Below are 15,895 nucleotides of genomic sequence, written 5' to 3' on the forward strand. Positions count from 1 at the left end.
GTCAATAAATTTGGACACGCCTGTAAAACTAGGCGCCATTGTCTAAATCGTCAAGACGTCTTATCTTCGCGCGATGAAAGATAGCATGACATCGGCAGTCCGGATGATGGGGCATACGCAGCGTGGACAATGCGCCAAGCGTATGTCGATCCTCGACGCCGCCGCCGATGTCTTCTGCCGCCAGGGTTTTGCAGCCGCCAGCATCGACGAGATCGCCGCCGTCGCTTGTGTGTCCCGCCAGACGATCTACAATCACTACCGTGAAAAGGAGACGCTCTTCGTCGCCGTCGTCGAAGAGGTGATGAACCGCGCCAACGCCATGCTCTTTTCCGTGCTGTCGACCTTTCCTGACAGCGCCGACAATCTGGAGGACGGTCTGACGGCGTTTGCCGTGCGCCTCAACAAAAATTGCATTTGCAATCATGACGGAAAATTCCTGCGCAAACTGGTCCAGACGGAAGGCGAGCGATATCCGCACCTCTTCGAAAGCTGGCGCCAACAGGGGCCGGGCAAACTGACTACTGCGCTTGCCGCGCTTCTCGCCCGGCTTGCCCACAAACAGGCGCTGGCTATCGATGATTTCGACGTCGCCGCCCGGCAGTTCGTGGCGCTCGCCAATGCAGACCTGCAGATGATGACGCTGTTCGGCGGCACACCCAGCAACGAAGAACTGGAAAAGGCGGCACGCAATGCGGTGCGGACCTTTCTGAAGGCCTATGGCAGGCCGAAAGCCGAAAAAGCCGGCGGAGAGCCGCAGCTCGCGGCCATACCAGGCTGATCACACCCTGTGATCAGCTAAAAACCGTCATCTGCGCCGGCACGACCGCAAACATGCCGACACGGCGCGCCGCAAGATATTTCAACAGCTGTTCGACAAGCGAAGGCATCACCGGCTTCTGGACGACGCCGACCGCTCCCTTGACGCCGTCGGCGACGGTCTCGGGATTGCCCGTCATGAAGACGACGGCGATACCATGCTCTTCCGCCAGCCGCCTGCCAAGCTCAGGCCCGGTCGGGCCATCGGCGAGATTGACGTCGACGAAGGCGATATCGGAGGACGGCGCCAGCCGCAGCGCCTGTTCGCGGTCATTCGCAAGGCCGGCAACCTGCATGCCAATGCCTTCCACCGTCGCGCCGAGATCGAGCGCGATCAGGAATTCATCTTCGACGATCAACACTCTCTGCTTCATGAGATCATCTTGTTGGTAGCGCCGCACGACATTGGTGGCCATGATCCGTCCTCTTGTTACGCATATACTTCGAAAGAAGGAGCCGCTTCGGCAGTCTGTCCCTGCCGAAACTCATTGTCGTAACGGGGAACCTGGCGATATGTTCCGTGGTGGAACGCGATTTTCGCCACTTAACATATTGTTAACGTTTATAAATTCTTAACAGGAAAGCCGCGAAAACAAAACCCGCCGCTTAATCATTTGAATTTTACCTGCCTACTTCTGGATGAGAGCGGGCAATGATGCGATCAGATTATTCCATCGGCTTGGGCGATTGAGGATCACGTTGCGAACCAAACTTATCGTCCTTTTCATCGTGGCCGTCAGCCTGTTCGCCTATACCAAAGTGATGGTCAGGATCGGCTGGGGCTTGCCGCCCGCGGATGCACCTCCGGAGCAACGCGCCGACCTCATTCGCGTTTACAAGTCCGAACGCCGCATGGTCCTTTTCAGAGGCGACGCTGCAATCTCGGCCTATCAGATTTCCCTTGGAAGTGCTGCCGATGCGGGTCCCAAGCAACGCGAAGGCGACGAGAAAACACCGGAAGGGCGCTACGAGATAGACTGGCGCAATCCGAAATCCGTGGCGCATCTCAGCCTGCACATTTCCTATCCGAATCCGAATGAGCAGCATGAGGCTGAAGTCAATGGCTATCCGCCCGGCGGCAGCATCATGATCCACGGGCTGCCCAATGCTCGGAGGGATCCATTTCCTGTGGGACTGGACGGATGGCTGCATTGCGGTGACCGATGCGGAGATGCGCGATATTTGGGCTCGCGTTCCCGATCATACGCCCATCGACATCATGCCTTAAGCGGCTGCGATCCGGTTCACCGGCATCGACCCCGAAACCGAGCAGGCTCAGATCAGCCCTTGGTCTTCCCGACGAGCACCGGCTGGCTGCGGTAGTCGGTGGGAAACAGCGACTTCAAATTCTCGATCTTCGGCAGGTCGTTGTAGACGATATAGGGATAGGTCGGATTGCGCGTCAGGAAATCCTGGTGATAGGCCTCGGCGGGATAGAAGCCGGCGGCCTCGGACACCTTGGTCACGATCGGCTGCGGGAAGACGTGCGCCTTGTCGAGCTGATCGATATAGCGCTCGGCCACCTCTCGCTGCTCGGAAGCGGTGACGAACAGCGCCGAGCGATATTGGGTGCCCCGGTCCGGTCCCTGGAAATTCAGCTGCGTCGGGTTGTGGGCCACCGAGAAGAAGATCTGCAGCAACCTGCCGTAGCTCACCTTCTTCGGATCGAACCTCACCTCGACGGCCTCTGCGTGACCGGTCGAACCTGTACTGACGGTTTCGTACTGTGCCGTTTTAGCCTCGCCGCCGGCATAACCGGAAACGGCGCTCTCGACGCCCTTCACATGCTGAAAGACGCCCTGGACGCCCCAGAAACATCCCCCGGCGAAAATGGCAGTTTCGGTACCGGACCCGGCGGTTTCGTCAATGGTCGGCGGCGGAATGACGACCGCTTCCTCAGCGGCACATGCCATGCCCGCGCCGAGCGAGACGACGACAGTGACGAGGAGCGAGGTAAGGTTGGAAGAGATGGGCATCGCGCTACCTCCTGAGGGTCGCTCAAATCCTTGCTCATCCTTGTAAAAGCGGCAAATCACAAGACGTTCACTCACGCCGATGTGACAACTAAATGAAAGCGTGTGCTTGAAGGCGAAACAGCGCTCAAGTTGAGTTGACAATCTCGTGAGGAGTGAGGAGAGTGCCGCCGATCTGAGCCAGCATTCCGGGGGGAACCTATGTCCGTGCGCTCGTTCTTTGCTTTCGCCACCATCGCATTTTTTTCCGCGATCGCCGTCGGTCTTCCAGCCGCCGCTGCGGAGACCAAGCGTGACATCCAGACGATCAAGGATGCCGATTTCTTCGGCTTCGATCTTCGCACCGAACAGAACGTCTCGCTCGATCAATGCAAGACCTCCTGCATCGGCGACAAGAGCTGCAAGGCCTTCACCTACAATCCCAAGGTGAAATGGTGCTTCCTGAAGTCCGATTTCAAGACGATGAACGCCTTCCCCGGCGCCGTCGCCGGCAAGATCGTCGAGACATCAGCCAAGCAGGAGCCGGATCTCGGCGCCGCGCCGCGTCTGACCTTCCTGAGCAACGACCTCATTCAGCAGGCTCACGACTTCAAGGACAATCTCGCGCTTGCCGACGACCAGCAGGGCCAGGGCGTCGACAGCCTGACGGCCAATGCCCGCATCGATCTCACCGGCAACAATCTGGCCGACGCGCTGAAGTCCTTCCATGGCGCGCTGTCGATCACCCCTGACGACGCCGATCTCTGGCTGGAAACCGCCCGCGCCGCCGCTTCGCTCGGTAGCGCCGAGACCAACACATCAGGCCAGGCCGTGCTCGACGCGCTGAACGGCTACGAGCTGACGCGCACCAAGCCCAAGCGCGCGGAGGCGCTCGCCGTCCTCGCCGACGCCCTGGATCGAAACGCAAATTACCGCGCGGCGCTCGATGCCTACAAAGCGAGTCTGGCGCTGGTTGCCTCCGAGGATGTGCAGGCTGCTTACCTGCAGTTGAAATCGACGCAGGGCTTCCGCATCACCGAACACACGGTCGACGCCGACAGCGCCACGCCGCGGGCCTGCGTCACCTTCTCGGAGGCGCTGATCAAGACCACCGACTACACGCCCTTCGTGACGCTGAACGGCGAGGCGCCAAAGGCGGTCGAAACCAAGGATAAGCAGATCTGCGTCGAGGGCCTGACGCACGGCCAGACCTACAAGATCGCCTTCCGCACCGGCCTGCCGTCATCGGTCGACGAGACGCTCGATGCACCTGTTACCATCGACGTCTATATCAAGGACCGCAGCCAGATGGTGCGCTTCACCGGCGACAGCTTCGTGCTGCCCTCGACGGCGCGCCGCGGCATCCCGATCGTTTCGGTCAACCTGACTTCCGCCAATCTCAAGCTCTACCGTATCGGCGATCGCGCCATCGCGCCGCTCTTGACCAACTCGCAGTTCCTGAGCCAGCTCGACGGCTACAGCGCCCAGAATATCGAGGATCAAAGCGGCGAACTCGTCTGGCAGGGTTCGATCGACATCGCCAACGAGCTCAACAAGGACATCATCACCAGCTTCCCCGTCGACGAGGCGCTGCCCGAGCGCAAGCCCGGCATCTACGTGATGACGGCGACGGCGCCGAATGGACCGACGCAGGAGTGGGATTCGCAGGCGACGCAATGGTTCCTCGTCTCCGACATCGGCGTCACCACCTATGCCGGCACCGACGGGCTCAATGTCTTTACCCGTTCGCTCGCCTCGGCCAAGCCGATATCGGGCGTCGAATTGCAGCTGCTTGCCAAGAACAATGAAGTGCTCGGCACCGCCACCACCGACGAAAACGGCCGCGCCACCTTCACTGCCGGCCTCATCCGCGGCACGGCGGCCCTGACGCCCGCCGTCATCACCGCGAAAAACGGCGCCTCGGACTACGTCTTCCTCGACATGACGCGCGCCGGCTTCGATCTCTCCGACCGCGGCGTCACCGGCCGCGCCTCACCCGGCGCGATCGACGTGCTGACCTTTACCGAACGCGGCATCTACCGCGCCGGCGAAACGGTCCACGCTCAGGCGCTTGCCCGCGACACCGACGGCAACGCCATCGAGAACCTGCCGCTGACCTTCATCTTCAGCCGCCCTGATGGCGTCGAAGACCGCCGGATCGTCAGCCAGACCAGCAATCTCGGCGGTTATTCCGTCGATTTCACCACCCAGGCAAACGCCATGCGCGGCACTTGGACGATGAACATCTACACCGATCCGAAGGGCAGCGCGATCGCCAGCAAAAGTTTCCTCGTCGACGACTTCGTGCCCGATCGCACCGACATGGAGATCAAGACCGAAGCCAAGGAGATCGGCCCGGATACGCCGGCCAACATCACCATCTCAGGCAAGTATCTCTATGGCGCGCCGGCCGTCGGCCTGACGCTCGAGGGCGACGTCGTCGTCAAGCCCACGCGTGAGAGCGCCGCCTATAAGGGCTACCTCTTCGGGCTTGCCGACGAGGAGGCGAACGAGGATTCGCGTCTACCGATCGAAGGACTGCCGGAACTCGACGAAAACGGCGAAGCTTCGACGGACCTCACCGTCGGCGACCTGCCGGCAACGACGCAGCTGCTCAACGCCACCGTCTATATACGCATGCAGGAAGCAGGCGGGCGTGCCATCGAGCGCTCGCTTGTCCTTCCGGTTAAGAACGAGCGCGCCTCGATCGGTATCAAGCCGGAATTTTCCGACGAGTTGCCCGAGAATTCCATCGCCAATTTCACGGTGATTGGAGTCGATGCTAACGGACAGAAGCAGGAGATGAAGGACCTGCGCTGGAAGTTCTACAGCCTCAACCGCGAATACCAATGGTACCGCGAAGGGACGGCCTGGAAATACGAGCCGGTCTATACCGCCGAGCAGGTTTCCAACGGCAGCGTCGACGCGACGATGGATGGCGGCAAGATTTCCGTGCCGGTAACCTGGGGCCGCTACCGCCTCGAAGTGGAAAGCCCTGATGCCGACGGCCCTACGTCCAGCGTCGAATTCGACGCCGGCTGGTTCGTCGCCTCGACCTCGACCGAAACGCCGGATGGCCTGGAAATCGCCCTCGACAAGGACAGCTACAAGATCGGCGAAACAGCCAAGCTGAAAATCACGTCGCGCTATGGCGGCGAACTGATGGTGACGGCCGGAACCGAAAAGCTCGTGGCCGTAGAGAACGCCACGATCGGCGAGACCGGCGGCGAGATCGACATCCCAGTCACGGCAGACTGGGGCGCCGGCGCCTATGTCACGGCGACGCTCTTTCGCCCAGGCGACGCGCAGGACAACCACATGCCGATGCGCTCGATCGGCATAAAATGGCTGAAGGTCGATCCCGAACAGCGTGCACTTGCGGTAAAGATCGATACGCCGGAAAAGATGCTGCCGCGCGGGCCGCTTGATATCGGCCTGCAGGTAACCAGCGCCGGCGCCAACGAGGATGCCTATGTGACGGTTGCCGCCGTCGATGTCGGCATTCTCAACCTGACGCGTTATGAACCGCCGAACCCCGAAGACTGGTACTTCGGCCAGCGTCAGCTCGGTCTCGAGATCCGCGATCTCTATGGCAGGCTGATCGACGGCTCGCTGGGCGCGACCGGCAAGCTCAGGAGCGGCGGCGACGGTGGCGCCATTGCGCTGCAGGCAAGCCCGCCGACGCAGAAGCTCGTCGCCTTCTTCTCCGGCCCGGTCAAGCTCGACTCCGAGGGCAAGGCGAAGGTCTCCTTCGACATTCCGCAGTTCAACGGCACGGCGCGCGTCATGGCAGTCGCCTGGTCGAAGACTGGCGTCGGCCACGGCGTCAAGGACGTCATCATCCGCGATCCCGTGGTGGTGACGGCGAGCCTGCCGCAATTCCTCGCTCCCGGCGACAAGGCCAATCTGCGCCTCGACATCGCTAATACCGATGCGCCGGCCGGCGACTACAAGCTGCAGCTGACCGGCAACGACGCAGTCGGCATCGAAGCAGCATCCGCCGCGCAGACGATCCGCCTCGAAGCCGGGGGGAAATCCGAACTGACGCTTTCGCTCATCGGCAATCAGCCGGGCGCCGGCAGCGTCTCGATCAACCTTTCGGACGCCTCCGGCCTTTCACTCGACCAGGTCATCGACGTGCCGGTGCGCCCCTCATCCCTGCCGATCACCCAACGCAGGGTGCTGGCGCTGAAGCCGGGCGCCAAGCTGACGGTGGACAAGAACCTGTTGGCCGACAGCGTGCTGCCCGGCGCCTCGATCAGCGTCAACGTCACCCGTTCGGCGGCCTTCGACATTCCGGCGCTGCTGATGACGCTCGACCGCTACCCCTTCGGCTGCGCCGAGCAGACCACCAGCCGGGCGCTGCCGCTGCTCTATTTCGCCGAGGTGGCGAAGCAGGCGGGCATCGAAAACGACGAGGACGTACACAGCCGAGTGCAGGATGCGATCTATCGTGTGCTCTCCTACCAGGCCTCCGCCGGCAGCTTCGGCCTCTGGGGTCCGGATTCCGGCGACGTCTGGCTCGATTCCTACGTCACCGATTTCCTGACGCGGGCCCGCGAAATGAAATATGACGTGCCGGAAAAGGCCTTCGTGCAGGCGCTCGAAAACCTGCAGAACACGCTGTCCTACACGACAGACATCAAGGGTCAGGGCGACCAGATCGCCTATGCCATCTATGTTCTTGCCCGCAACAAGAAGGCCGCGATCAGCGATCTGCGTTATTATGCCGATACGATGATCAACGACTTCCCGACGCCGCTTGCCAAGGCGCATATCGCCGCCGCACTGGCGCTTTATGGCGACGCCCAGCGTTCGAAGAATATTTTCATCGACGCGCTGCAGATGTCGCAGCAATCGATGGTGTCGCGCGTCAACCTGTCGCGCACCGATTACGGCACGATCCTGCGCGACGGTGCGGCGATCCTGGCGCTCGCCGCCGAAAGCCGGCCGGTACCGCCTGTCATCCCGGATCTCGCCAAGGCCGTTGGCAAGGAATGGGGCCGCAGCAAATATAAGAGCACCCAGGAAGAGGCCTGGATGCTGCTTGCCGCGCGCGCCCTCCAGGGCGGTGATGACGGTCTGAAGATCGATGTCAATGGCGCCGCCCACAGCGGCGCCTATATGGCACGCATGACCGGCGATGCGCTCGCCGATCATCCGCTGACGCTGACCAACCAAACGAACGACTCCGTCTCCGCTGTCGTCACCACAGTCGCCGCCCCCACCGTGCCGCTGCCGGCCGGCGGCGACGGCTTCCTCATCGAGCGCAGCTATTACACGCTCGACGGCGAGGGGGCCAATATCAGCGAGGCGAAGCAGAACGAGCGCTACGTGGTCGTAATCCACGTGCGCGAGACCAATGACTGGCAATCGCGCATCGTCATCACCGACCTTCTGCCGGCCGGCTTCGAGATCGACAATCCGAATCTCGTCGACAGCGCCCAGATGACGAATTTCGACTGGATCGGCGAAATATCAGCCGCCCATACCGAGTTCCGTTATGACCGCTTTGTCGCCGCCTTCAACCGCGCGCCGGGCGACGAGCGTGAATTCAACGTCGCCTATGTCGTGCGCGCCGTCACCCCCGGGACCTACGACCATCCGGCGGCAAGCGTCGAGGACATGTACCGGCCGGAGCTTTCGGCCCGCACGGCGACCGGCAAGATGGAGGTCGTAGCAGCGCAAAAATGAGGCTGTGGCACAAGCTCGCGATCGGCTCCGCCGCCGGCATCCTTCTTGCCGGCGGGGCTCTCCTCGTGCTCGACGCCGCCGACCGCGCCTTTCCGCCGCCGCTCGACAAGGCGGCTGTGGTTTCACCCGAGGTGCTGGATGCCGATGGGCAGCTGTTGCGCGCTTTCGCGACGCCGGAGGGTCGTTGGCGGCTGAAGACTGTGGTCGCCGACGTCGATCCCCAATTTCTGCGCATGCTTGTTGCCTATGAGGATCAGCGTTTCTACGATCACCGCGGCATCGATATCTGGGCGCTCGGGCGCGCCAGCCTGCAGTTCGTCCGCAACGGCCACATCGTCTCCGGCGCCTCGACGCTTTCGATGCAGGTGGCCCGGCTGATCGAGCCGCGCGCCGAACGCTCGTTTTCAGCAAAGCTTCTGCAGCTCGCACGCGCCGTGCAGATCGAACGGCGGCTGTCGAAGGAGGAGATCCTCGACCTCTATCTGACGCATGCGCCCTATGGCGGCAACCTCGAGGGCGTGCGCGCCGCAAGCCTTGCCTATTTCGGCAAGGAGCCGCGCCGCCTGACAGTGGCCGAGGCGGCGCTGCTGGTCGCCCTGCCGCAATTGCCGGAACGGCGTCGGCCGGACCGCAATCTCAATGCCGCGCAGGAGGCGCGCAAGCGCGTGCTCGACCGCGTCGCAGTGTCCGAGGCCATCGGCGACGGCGAGGCGGAACGGGCCGAAACGGTCACCATTCCATCGCGGCGCCTGCAACTGCCTGCCCTTGCCGCCCATGTCGGCGAAGCCGCATTGCGCAAGGAGCCTCTGGTCCTCGAGCATCAGACGACGTTGAAGAAGCAGGTGCAGCAGGGGCTGGAATCCGTCGCGCGCGCCGCGACGACGAAACTCGGCCCGAAGCTTTCGCTCGCCATGGTGATGGCGGATGCGCAGACCGGTGCGATCGTCGGCGAGGTCGGCTCGGCCGATTATTTCGACGCCAGCCGCTCCGGCTGGATCGACATGACGCGCGTCAACCGTTCGCCCGGCTCGACGCTGAAGCCTTTCATCTACGGGCTCGCCTTCGAGCAGGGCCTCGTTTCCCAGGAGACGATCATCGAAGACCGGCCCGCCGATTTCTTCGGCTACCGGCCGCGCAATTTCGACATGAGCTATCAGGGCGATGTCACCGTGCGCGAGGCCTTGCAGCTCTCCTTGAACGTGCCGGCCGTCAAGCTGCTCGACGCCGTCGGGCCGTCGCGGCTGCTGGTGCGCTTCCGTCGCGCCGAGGTTCGCCCGGTCCTGCCGCCGAACGAGACGCCCGGACTGGCGATCGGTCTCGGCGGCGTCGGCATCACGCTGAAGGATCTGGTGCAGCTTTACACGGCGCTCGCCAACCGCGGCCAGCCGGCACGGCTCGGCGACGGTGTCACCGGCACACCGGGCAAGCTCGACGGCGAACCGCTGCTGGAACCGGTCGCGGTCTGGAACGTCGCCGATATCCTCTCCGGCGTCATTCCCCCCGCCGGCGCGCCGCAGCGCGGCATCGCCTATAAAACCGGGACGAGCTACGGCTATCGCGACGCCTGGTCCGTCGGCTATGACGGCCGGTATGTGCTCGGCGTCTGGGTCGGACGGCCCGATAACAGCGCCGTGCCCGGTCTGACCGGCTATGGCACCGCCGCGCCGATCCTGTTCGAGGCTTTCGCCAAATCCGGCATCGCCACCACGCCCCTGCCCCGCCCGCCGGCAGGCGCCGTGCGCATCGCTCAGTCGGAGCTGCCGATCAGCCAGCGGCGTTTTGCGCTGAATGCCAGTGGCCTGCTCGTCGCTTCCGGCCGCGAGCCAGCGCCGCTGATCGTCTATCCGCCCGAGGGCGCCCATATCGATCTCGGCGCGAAGGGGGGCGATCTGTCGCCGCTGCTGTTGAAGCTGCAGGGCGGCCGTGCGCCCTTCCGCTGGCTTGCCAACGGCAAGCCCTTACCCGATCTCTCGCGCCGTCGCACTCAGCAATGGCTGCCCGACGGCGGCGGCTATTCGAAACTGACCGTCATCGATTCAGCCGGACGCGCCGCAAGTGTCGGCGTTTTCATCGACTGAAGGAACCAAATTAGTCCGACAACCGTTGGAAAAGGTCTCCCTCCAACGTCAGACGGCCTCATGACTCTTCCGAAAGCGACCTACCGGATACAGTTCCGCAACGGCATGACTTTCGATCGTGCCTGCGACCTCGTTCCCTATCTCAAGACGCTCGGCATCAGCCATCTCTATGCCTCACCGATCTTCACCGCCGTCAGCGGCTCGACTCACGGCTATGACGTCATCGACGCCAATGAGATCGATCCGGCGCTTGGCGGCCGCGCGGGGTTCGACCGGCTGACGGAGCGCCTCGCCTCGGCGGGCATGGGATTGGTTCTCGACATCGTTCCGAACCATATGGCCGCTTCGCCTGACAACGCCTGGTGGCGGGACGTGCTGACCTTCGGCCCACAGAGCGCCTATGCCAGCCATTTCGACATCGACTGGGGCGAGCCGCTGACCCTGCCGCAACTCGGCCAGGATTTCGAAGAGGCGCTGGCTTCAGGCGAACTGCGCCTCGTGCGCGACGAGATGCACGGCAACTTCGCCTTGGCATATTTTCAGACGCTATTGCCGGTCAAACCCGGCAGCTACGGCGCGGTCGCAAATCGGCTCGACAATCCGGTCGCAACCCGAATGGCCGAGGCCGCGGCCGTGACGTCAGGCGAGGACTTCGCCCGCGCATTGCGCGACATCCTCTTCGAGGGCGGCGATCAGGCAGTCCTTCGGGAGAAACTCGAGGATGTCTCGTCCGATCGCGATTTCGTGAGAAGCCTGCACGACGAGCAGCATTGGCGGCTGATGCATTGGAAGGAAGCGGCGCGGCATCTGAGTTACCGCCGCTTTTTCGAGGTGACCGGACTGGTCGGGACCCGCGTCGAGGATCCCCAGGTATTCGAGGACATGCATCGGCTGGTGCTCGAACTCGTGCGCCATGGCAAGGTGCAGGGCCTGCGCATCGACCATGTTGACGGGCTTGCCGAACCCAAGGCCTATCTCGACAGGCTGAGGGCAGCTGTCGGGACCGACACCTACATCGTCGTCGAAAAGATCCTCGGCGCGGGCGAGGTCCTGCCGGAAAGCTGGCCGGTTGCCGGCACCACCGGATATGAATTCATCGCCGCCCTCGGCGAGCTCTACATCGACGCCGACGGCCTGCGGATACTGGACGGTGCCTATCGCGGCCTCGCCGGCCAGGCGGGCGATCTCGAGGAGGGCCGGCGGCTAGCCAAACGACAGATGGTCGAGCGCAATTTTGCCGGCGAGACCAGCAGGCTGGTCGCGATGGCAGCGGGGATCTTTCCCGAGATAAACCGGGAAGAAATCGCCACCGCCGTGCGCGAGCTGCTGATCGCATTCCCCGTCTACCGCACCTATGGCGACGGCGGTCCACTGAGCTGGCAGGATTCGGCCGTCCTTGCCGCGACCGCATCGCAGGTCATGCCGCGTCTCGACGACCGGCGCGCGCTCGATCACGTGCTGAAGCTTCTCGAAGGCAAGATTGACGGTGACGCGGCCCACGAATTCCGGATCCGCTTCCAGCAGCTGAGCGGGCCTGTCATGGCGAAGGCGACAGAGGATACGCTCTTCTACCGCTATAACAGGCTGCTTGCCGCAAACGAGGTCGGCGGCGAACCCGGAAAGGCACCCGAAGGGCCGGAAGGATTCCATCGTCGCATGGCCGAGCGGGCGCGGCTGCAGCCGCACGGGCTTTCGGCAAGCTCCACTCACGACACCAAACGCGGCGAGGATGCACGCGCGCGGCTCTACGTCTTGAGCGAGGGTGCGGATGTTTTTGCTCAGGCGGTAGGGCGGTGGCGCGACATGAACCGGCCGTGGCTGAAGTATCTGCCGGATGGTGCAGCGCCGGAGACGAACACCGAATGGATGCTGTATCAGGCGCTCGTCGGCGTCTGGCCGGAGGAATTCGACAGAGCACAAAGGGAAGACATTCGCGCGCGCTTCACCGACTACGCGGTCAAGGCGGTGCGCGAGGCGAAATTGCGAAGCGACTGGACCGAACAGGATGACGCTTACGAGGAGGCGATCACAGCCTATGCGGCGGCGCTGGTGTCGCCGGACAATGACGCCTTTCTGGAAGATTTCGAAAGGGTGCTGCAGCCCTTCATTGCGGCCGGCTACGTCAATAGCCTTTCGCAGACGCTGCTCAAGCTGACCGCGCCGGGAATTCCCGACATTTACCAAGGCGCGGAAGGCTTCGATTTCAGTCTTGTCGATCCCGACAATCGCCGGCCGGTCGATCATGCACAGCTGGCCGCCTGGCTTAATGAAGCCGGACCGATCGCCAAGCTTCAGGCGGCGGCCTTGAAGCAGCGCATCATCGCAATCGGCCTGCAGCTGCGCCAGCGGCACCCGGTTCTCTTTGCCCGGGGTGACTATCTGCCGTTGAAGACGACTGGCAGCCGCCGTGATCACGTGCTGGCCTTTGCCCGCGTGCACAACAGCGAATTCGCGATCACCGTCGCCCCGCGGCTGATGTTCGGCTGGCTCGATCCCGGCGTTCTTTTTGCCGGCCCGGAGTTCTGGGAAGATACAGCGATCGCGGTCCCCTCCCCTCTTCATGGGTTGAAGGCGGATCTCGTGACCGGAAAAACGATCGAGCCGGGAGGCAGCATTTCGGTGGCCGCACTGCTCGGGAGCCAGCCGCTCGGTCTGATCAGCCCGATTTGAGGATCGGGCGGGACCTGAGAAATCGGGCAATGCCACCACAGCGACACGCGAAGCGGCAGATTTCGATAAAATCGACGTCGTTAAATTTAGTGCTTGACCTTCCAGTTGCTGGAAGGTGGATAAGCCTCTCCAACTGTCCTTCGGGCATAGGAGATAGTCATGGATACCAAGCACGACCACCATCACCACCGCCACGGCGACGGTCACTGCCATTGCGGTCATGATCATCAGGAGAAGGCGACCGAAGTGGTCATCCGCGATCCCGTCTGCGGCATGACGGTCGATCCGCAAGCCGGCAAACCCTCGTTCGACCAAATGGGTCGTGTCTATCATTTCTGCTCCGAGAGTTGCCGGACGAAGTTTGCGGTTCAGCCGCAGGATTATCTGACGGCGAAGGATCCCGTCTGCGGCATGACCGTTGATCGTTCAACGGCAAAATACTTCGTCAAATTCGAGGGCGAGAAATTCTACTTCTGCTCGGCCGCTTGCCAAACCAAATTCGAGGCCGACCCGTCGGCCTATCGCGACGGCGCCCGTCCGGCAGCAAAGCCGGCGCCGAAGGGTACGCTCTATACCTGCCCGATGCATCCGGAAGTCGTCAGTGACCGGCCCGGCGATTGCCCGAAATGCGGCATGGCGCTGGAGCCCATGGGCATTCCTCCGGCCGATGAAGGACCGAATCCGGAGCTTGTCGACTTCATCAGGCGGCTTTGGGTCAGCGCCGGCCTTGCCCTGCCGCTGCTGGCGCTCGGCATGGGGCCGATGCTCGGCCTGCCGCTTCGCGAAGCGATCGGCGAACCACGGGCAACCTATATTGAGCTAGCCCTCGCAACGCCGGTCGTGCTGTGGGCCGCCCTGCCCTTTTTCCGCCGCGCATGGGCCTCTCTCGTCAATCGCAGCCCGAACATGTGGACGCTGATCGGCCTCGGCGTCGGCACCGCCTATGTCTACAGCGTCGTCGCCACACTTGTCCCCGGAATTTTCCCGATGAGCTTTCGCGGCCATGGCGCTACCGTGCCCGTCTATTTCGAGGCGGCCGCCGTCATCGTCGCACTGGTCTTCGTTGGGCAGGTGCTGGAATTGAAGGCCCGCGAGCGGACCGGCTCGGCGATCCGCGCGCTGCTCGATCTCGCGCCGAAGACGGCGCGGCGCATTGATGCCGATGGCAACGAGAGGGACGTGCCGGTAGAGGAGATCCAGACCGGCGACTGGCTGCGCGTGCGCCCCGGCGAGCGCGTACCGGTGGACGGTTCCGTCCTGGAGGGCCAGTCGACGGTCGACGAATCGATGATATCGGGCGAGCCCCTGCCCGTCGAGAAGACGACGGGCGACGGGCTGACCGGCGGCACGATCAACAAGAACGGCTCTCTCGTCATGTCGGCCGAGAAAGTCGGCGCAGACACGGTGCTGTCTCGTATCGTCGACATGGTCGCCAAGGCGCAGCGTTCGCGGGCGCCGATTCAGGGCACGGTCGACCGGGTGTCGGCCTTCTTCGTGCCCGCTGTCGTCGCCGTAGCCATGCTTGCCTTCGTCGCCTGGGCCGCGATCGGACCGGAGCCGAGCCTGGCAAACGCGCTGCTTGCCGCCGTCGCCGTTCTGATCATCGCCTGCCCTTGCGCACTCGGGCTTGCGACGCCGATGTCGATCATGATCGCAACGGGGCGCGGCGCTGGCGAAGGCGTGCTGATCAAGGACGCCGAAGCGCTGGAGCGCTTTTCCAAAGTCGACACGCTGATTGTCGACAAGACCGGCACGCTGACCGAAGGCAAGCCCGTGCTCACCGACATCGTCGCCGCAGGCGGCGTCGAGGCGAACCGGCTGCTGTCGCTGGCCGCAAGCCTTGAACGCGGCTCGGAGCATCCGCTGGCCGAGGCGATCGTTGCCGGCGCCGAAGAGCGCGGTGCCGCCTTCGTGGAGGTGAGCGGGTTCGAGGCGAAGACCGGCAAGGGGGTCCAAGGCATAGCCGACGGTAGAAAGGTGGCACTCGGCAACGCGGCGCTGCTCACCGATCTCGGCGTCGATCCGTCGGCGCTGTCGGAGAAGACCGAAGCCCTGCGCGGCGATGGCAAGACGGTGATGTTCGTGACCCTCGACGGCAAGCTCGCCGGTCTCGTCGCCGTCGCCGACCGGATCAAGCCGACGACATCAGCTGCCATCAAGGCGCTGCACGACAGCGGGCTGAAGATCATCATGGCGACCGGCGACAACGAGCGCACAGCGCGGGCAGTCGCGAAAAGCCTTGGCATCGACGAGGTCCGCGCCGACGTGCTGCCGGAAGGCAAGAAGGCGCTGATCGAGGAACTGCGCGCCAAGGGCGCGGTGATCGCCATGGCAGGCGACGGCGTCAACGACGCCCCGGCTCTTGCGACAGCCGATGTCGGCATCGCCATGGGCACCGGCGCCGATGTTGCAATGGAAAGCGCGGGCATTACCTTGGTCAAAGGCGATCTCAACGGGATCGTCAGGGCGCGGCGGCTGGCGGAGGCGACGATGCGCAATATCCGCCAGAATCTCGGCTTCGCCTTCGGCTATAACGCGCTCGGCGTTCCGGTCGCTGCCGGGATCCTCTATCCCGTTTTCGGCTTGCTGCTCTCACCGATGATCGCGGCGGCGGCGATGAGCCTTTCGTCCGTATCGGTGATCGCTAATGCGCTGAGACTGCGCTTTGCAAAATTATAGGAGACG

Annotated in this window: 7 protein-coding genes and 1 pseudogene; 6 read left to right on the forward strand and 2 right to left on the reverse strand. The window is 63.2% G+C overall.

The features are described from left to right. Positions 1-73: 73 nt before the first annotated feature. Positions 74-778, forward strand: a complete 705-nt coding sequence (locus tag PH551_RS22295; RefSeq protein WP_285195025.1) for a TetR/AcrR family transcriptional regulator — start codon at positions 74-76, stop codon at positions 776-778. Between the two features lie 13 nt (positions 779-791). Here PH551_RS22295 and PH551_RS22300 read toward each other — a convergent pair whose 3' ends face one another. Beyond that, positions 792-1,232: a response regulator gene (locus PH551_RS22300; protein WP_183702176.1), complete on the reverse strand. Its 441-nt coding sequence runs from the start codon at positions 1,230-1,232 to the stop codon at positions 792-794. Between the two features lie 283 nt (positions 1,233-1,515). Here PH551_RS22300 and PH551_RS22305 point away from each other — a divergent pair. Then, positions 1,516-2,044, forward strand: a pseudogene (locus tag PH551_RS22305) (L,D-transpeptidase family protein). A gap of 52 nt (positions 2,045-2,096) precedes the next feature. On the opposite strand, the gene msrA reads toward PH551_RS22305, so the two are convergent. Next, positions 2,097-2,792, reverse strand: coding sequence for a peptide-methionine (S)-S-oxide reductase MsrA (gene msrA / locus PH551_RS22310; protein WP_097598785.1), 696 nt, complete (start codon positions 2,790-2,792; stop codon positions 2,097-2,099). Between the two features lie 198 nt (positions 2,793-2,990). On the opposite strand from msrA, the gene PH551_RS22315 reads away from it, so the two are divergent. From PH551_RS22315 to PH551_RS22330, 4 genes are all read left to right on the forward strand, one after another. Next, on the forward strand, positions 2,991-8,462 hold the full coding sequence (locus PH551_RS22315) for an alpha-2-macroglobulin family protein (RefSeq protein WP_285195028.1): 5,472 nt from the start codon (positions 2,991-2,993) through the stop codon (positions 8,460-8,462). Then, a complete protein-coding gene (gene pbpC, locus PH551_RS22320) occupies positions 8,459-10,540 on the forward strand; it encodes a penicillin-binding protein 1C (protein ID WP_285195029.1) in 2,082 nt (693 codons plus the stop codon). Before PH551_RS22315 ends, pbpC begins: the two co-directional genes overlap by 4 nt. Positions 10,541-10,600: 60 nt before the next feature. Continuing rightward, the gene (treY, locus tag PH551_RS22325; RefSeq protein ID WP_285195031.1) at positions 10,601-13,210 is read left to right on the forward strand and encodes a malto-oligosyltrehalose synthase; all 2,610 of its coding nucleotides are present in this window, start codon (positions 10,601-10,603) and stop codon (positions 13,208-13,210) included. Positions 13,211-13,369: 159 nt separating this feature from the next. Beyond that, the gene (locus tag PH551_RS22330) at positions 13,370-15,889 is read left to right on the forward strand and encodes a heavy metal translocating P-type ATPase (RefSeq protein ID WP_285195034.1); all 2,520 of its coding nucleotides are present in this window, start codon (positions 13,370-13,372) and stop codon (positions 15,887-15,889) included. The last annotated feature ends 6 nt before the right edge of the window (positions 15,890-15,895 follow it).

Source organism: Rhizobium atlanticum, assembly GCF_030182485.1.
Lineage (GTDB): Bacteria > Pseudomonadota > Alphaproteobacteria > Rhizobiales > Rhizobiaceae > Rhizobium.

Bases quoted from the DNA above. Each gene is read 5' to 3' on its own strand.
- treY (WP_285195031.1), top strand. From the start codon at position 10,601: ATGACTCTTCCGAAAGCGACCTACCGGATACAGTTCCGCAACGGCATG.
- msrA (WP_097598785.1), bottom strand. From the start codon at position 2,792: ATGCCCATCTCTTCCAACCTTACCTCGCTCCTCGTCACTGTCGTCGTC.
- PH551_RS22295 (WP_285195025.1), top strand. From the start codon at position 74: ATGAAAGATAGCATGACATCGGCAGTCCGGATGATGGGGCATACGCAG.
- PH551_RS22315 (WP_285195028.1), top strand. From the start codon at position 2,991: ATGTCCGTGCGCTCGTTCTTTGCTTTCGCCACCATCGCATTTTTTTCC.
- pbpC (WP_285195029.1), top strand. From the start codon at position 8,459: ATGAGGCTGTGGCACAAGCTCGCGATCGGCTCCGCCGCCGGCATCCTT.
- PH551_RS22330 (WP_285195034.1), top strand. From the start codon at position 13,370: ATGGATACCAAGCACGACCACCATCACCACCGCCACGGCGACGGTCAC.
- PH551_RS22300 (WP_183702176.1), bottom strand. From the start codon at position 1,232: ATGGCCACCAATGTCGTGCGGCGCTACCAACAAGATGATCTCATGAAG.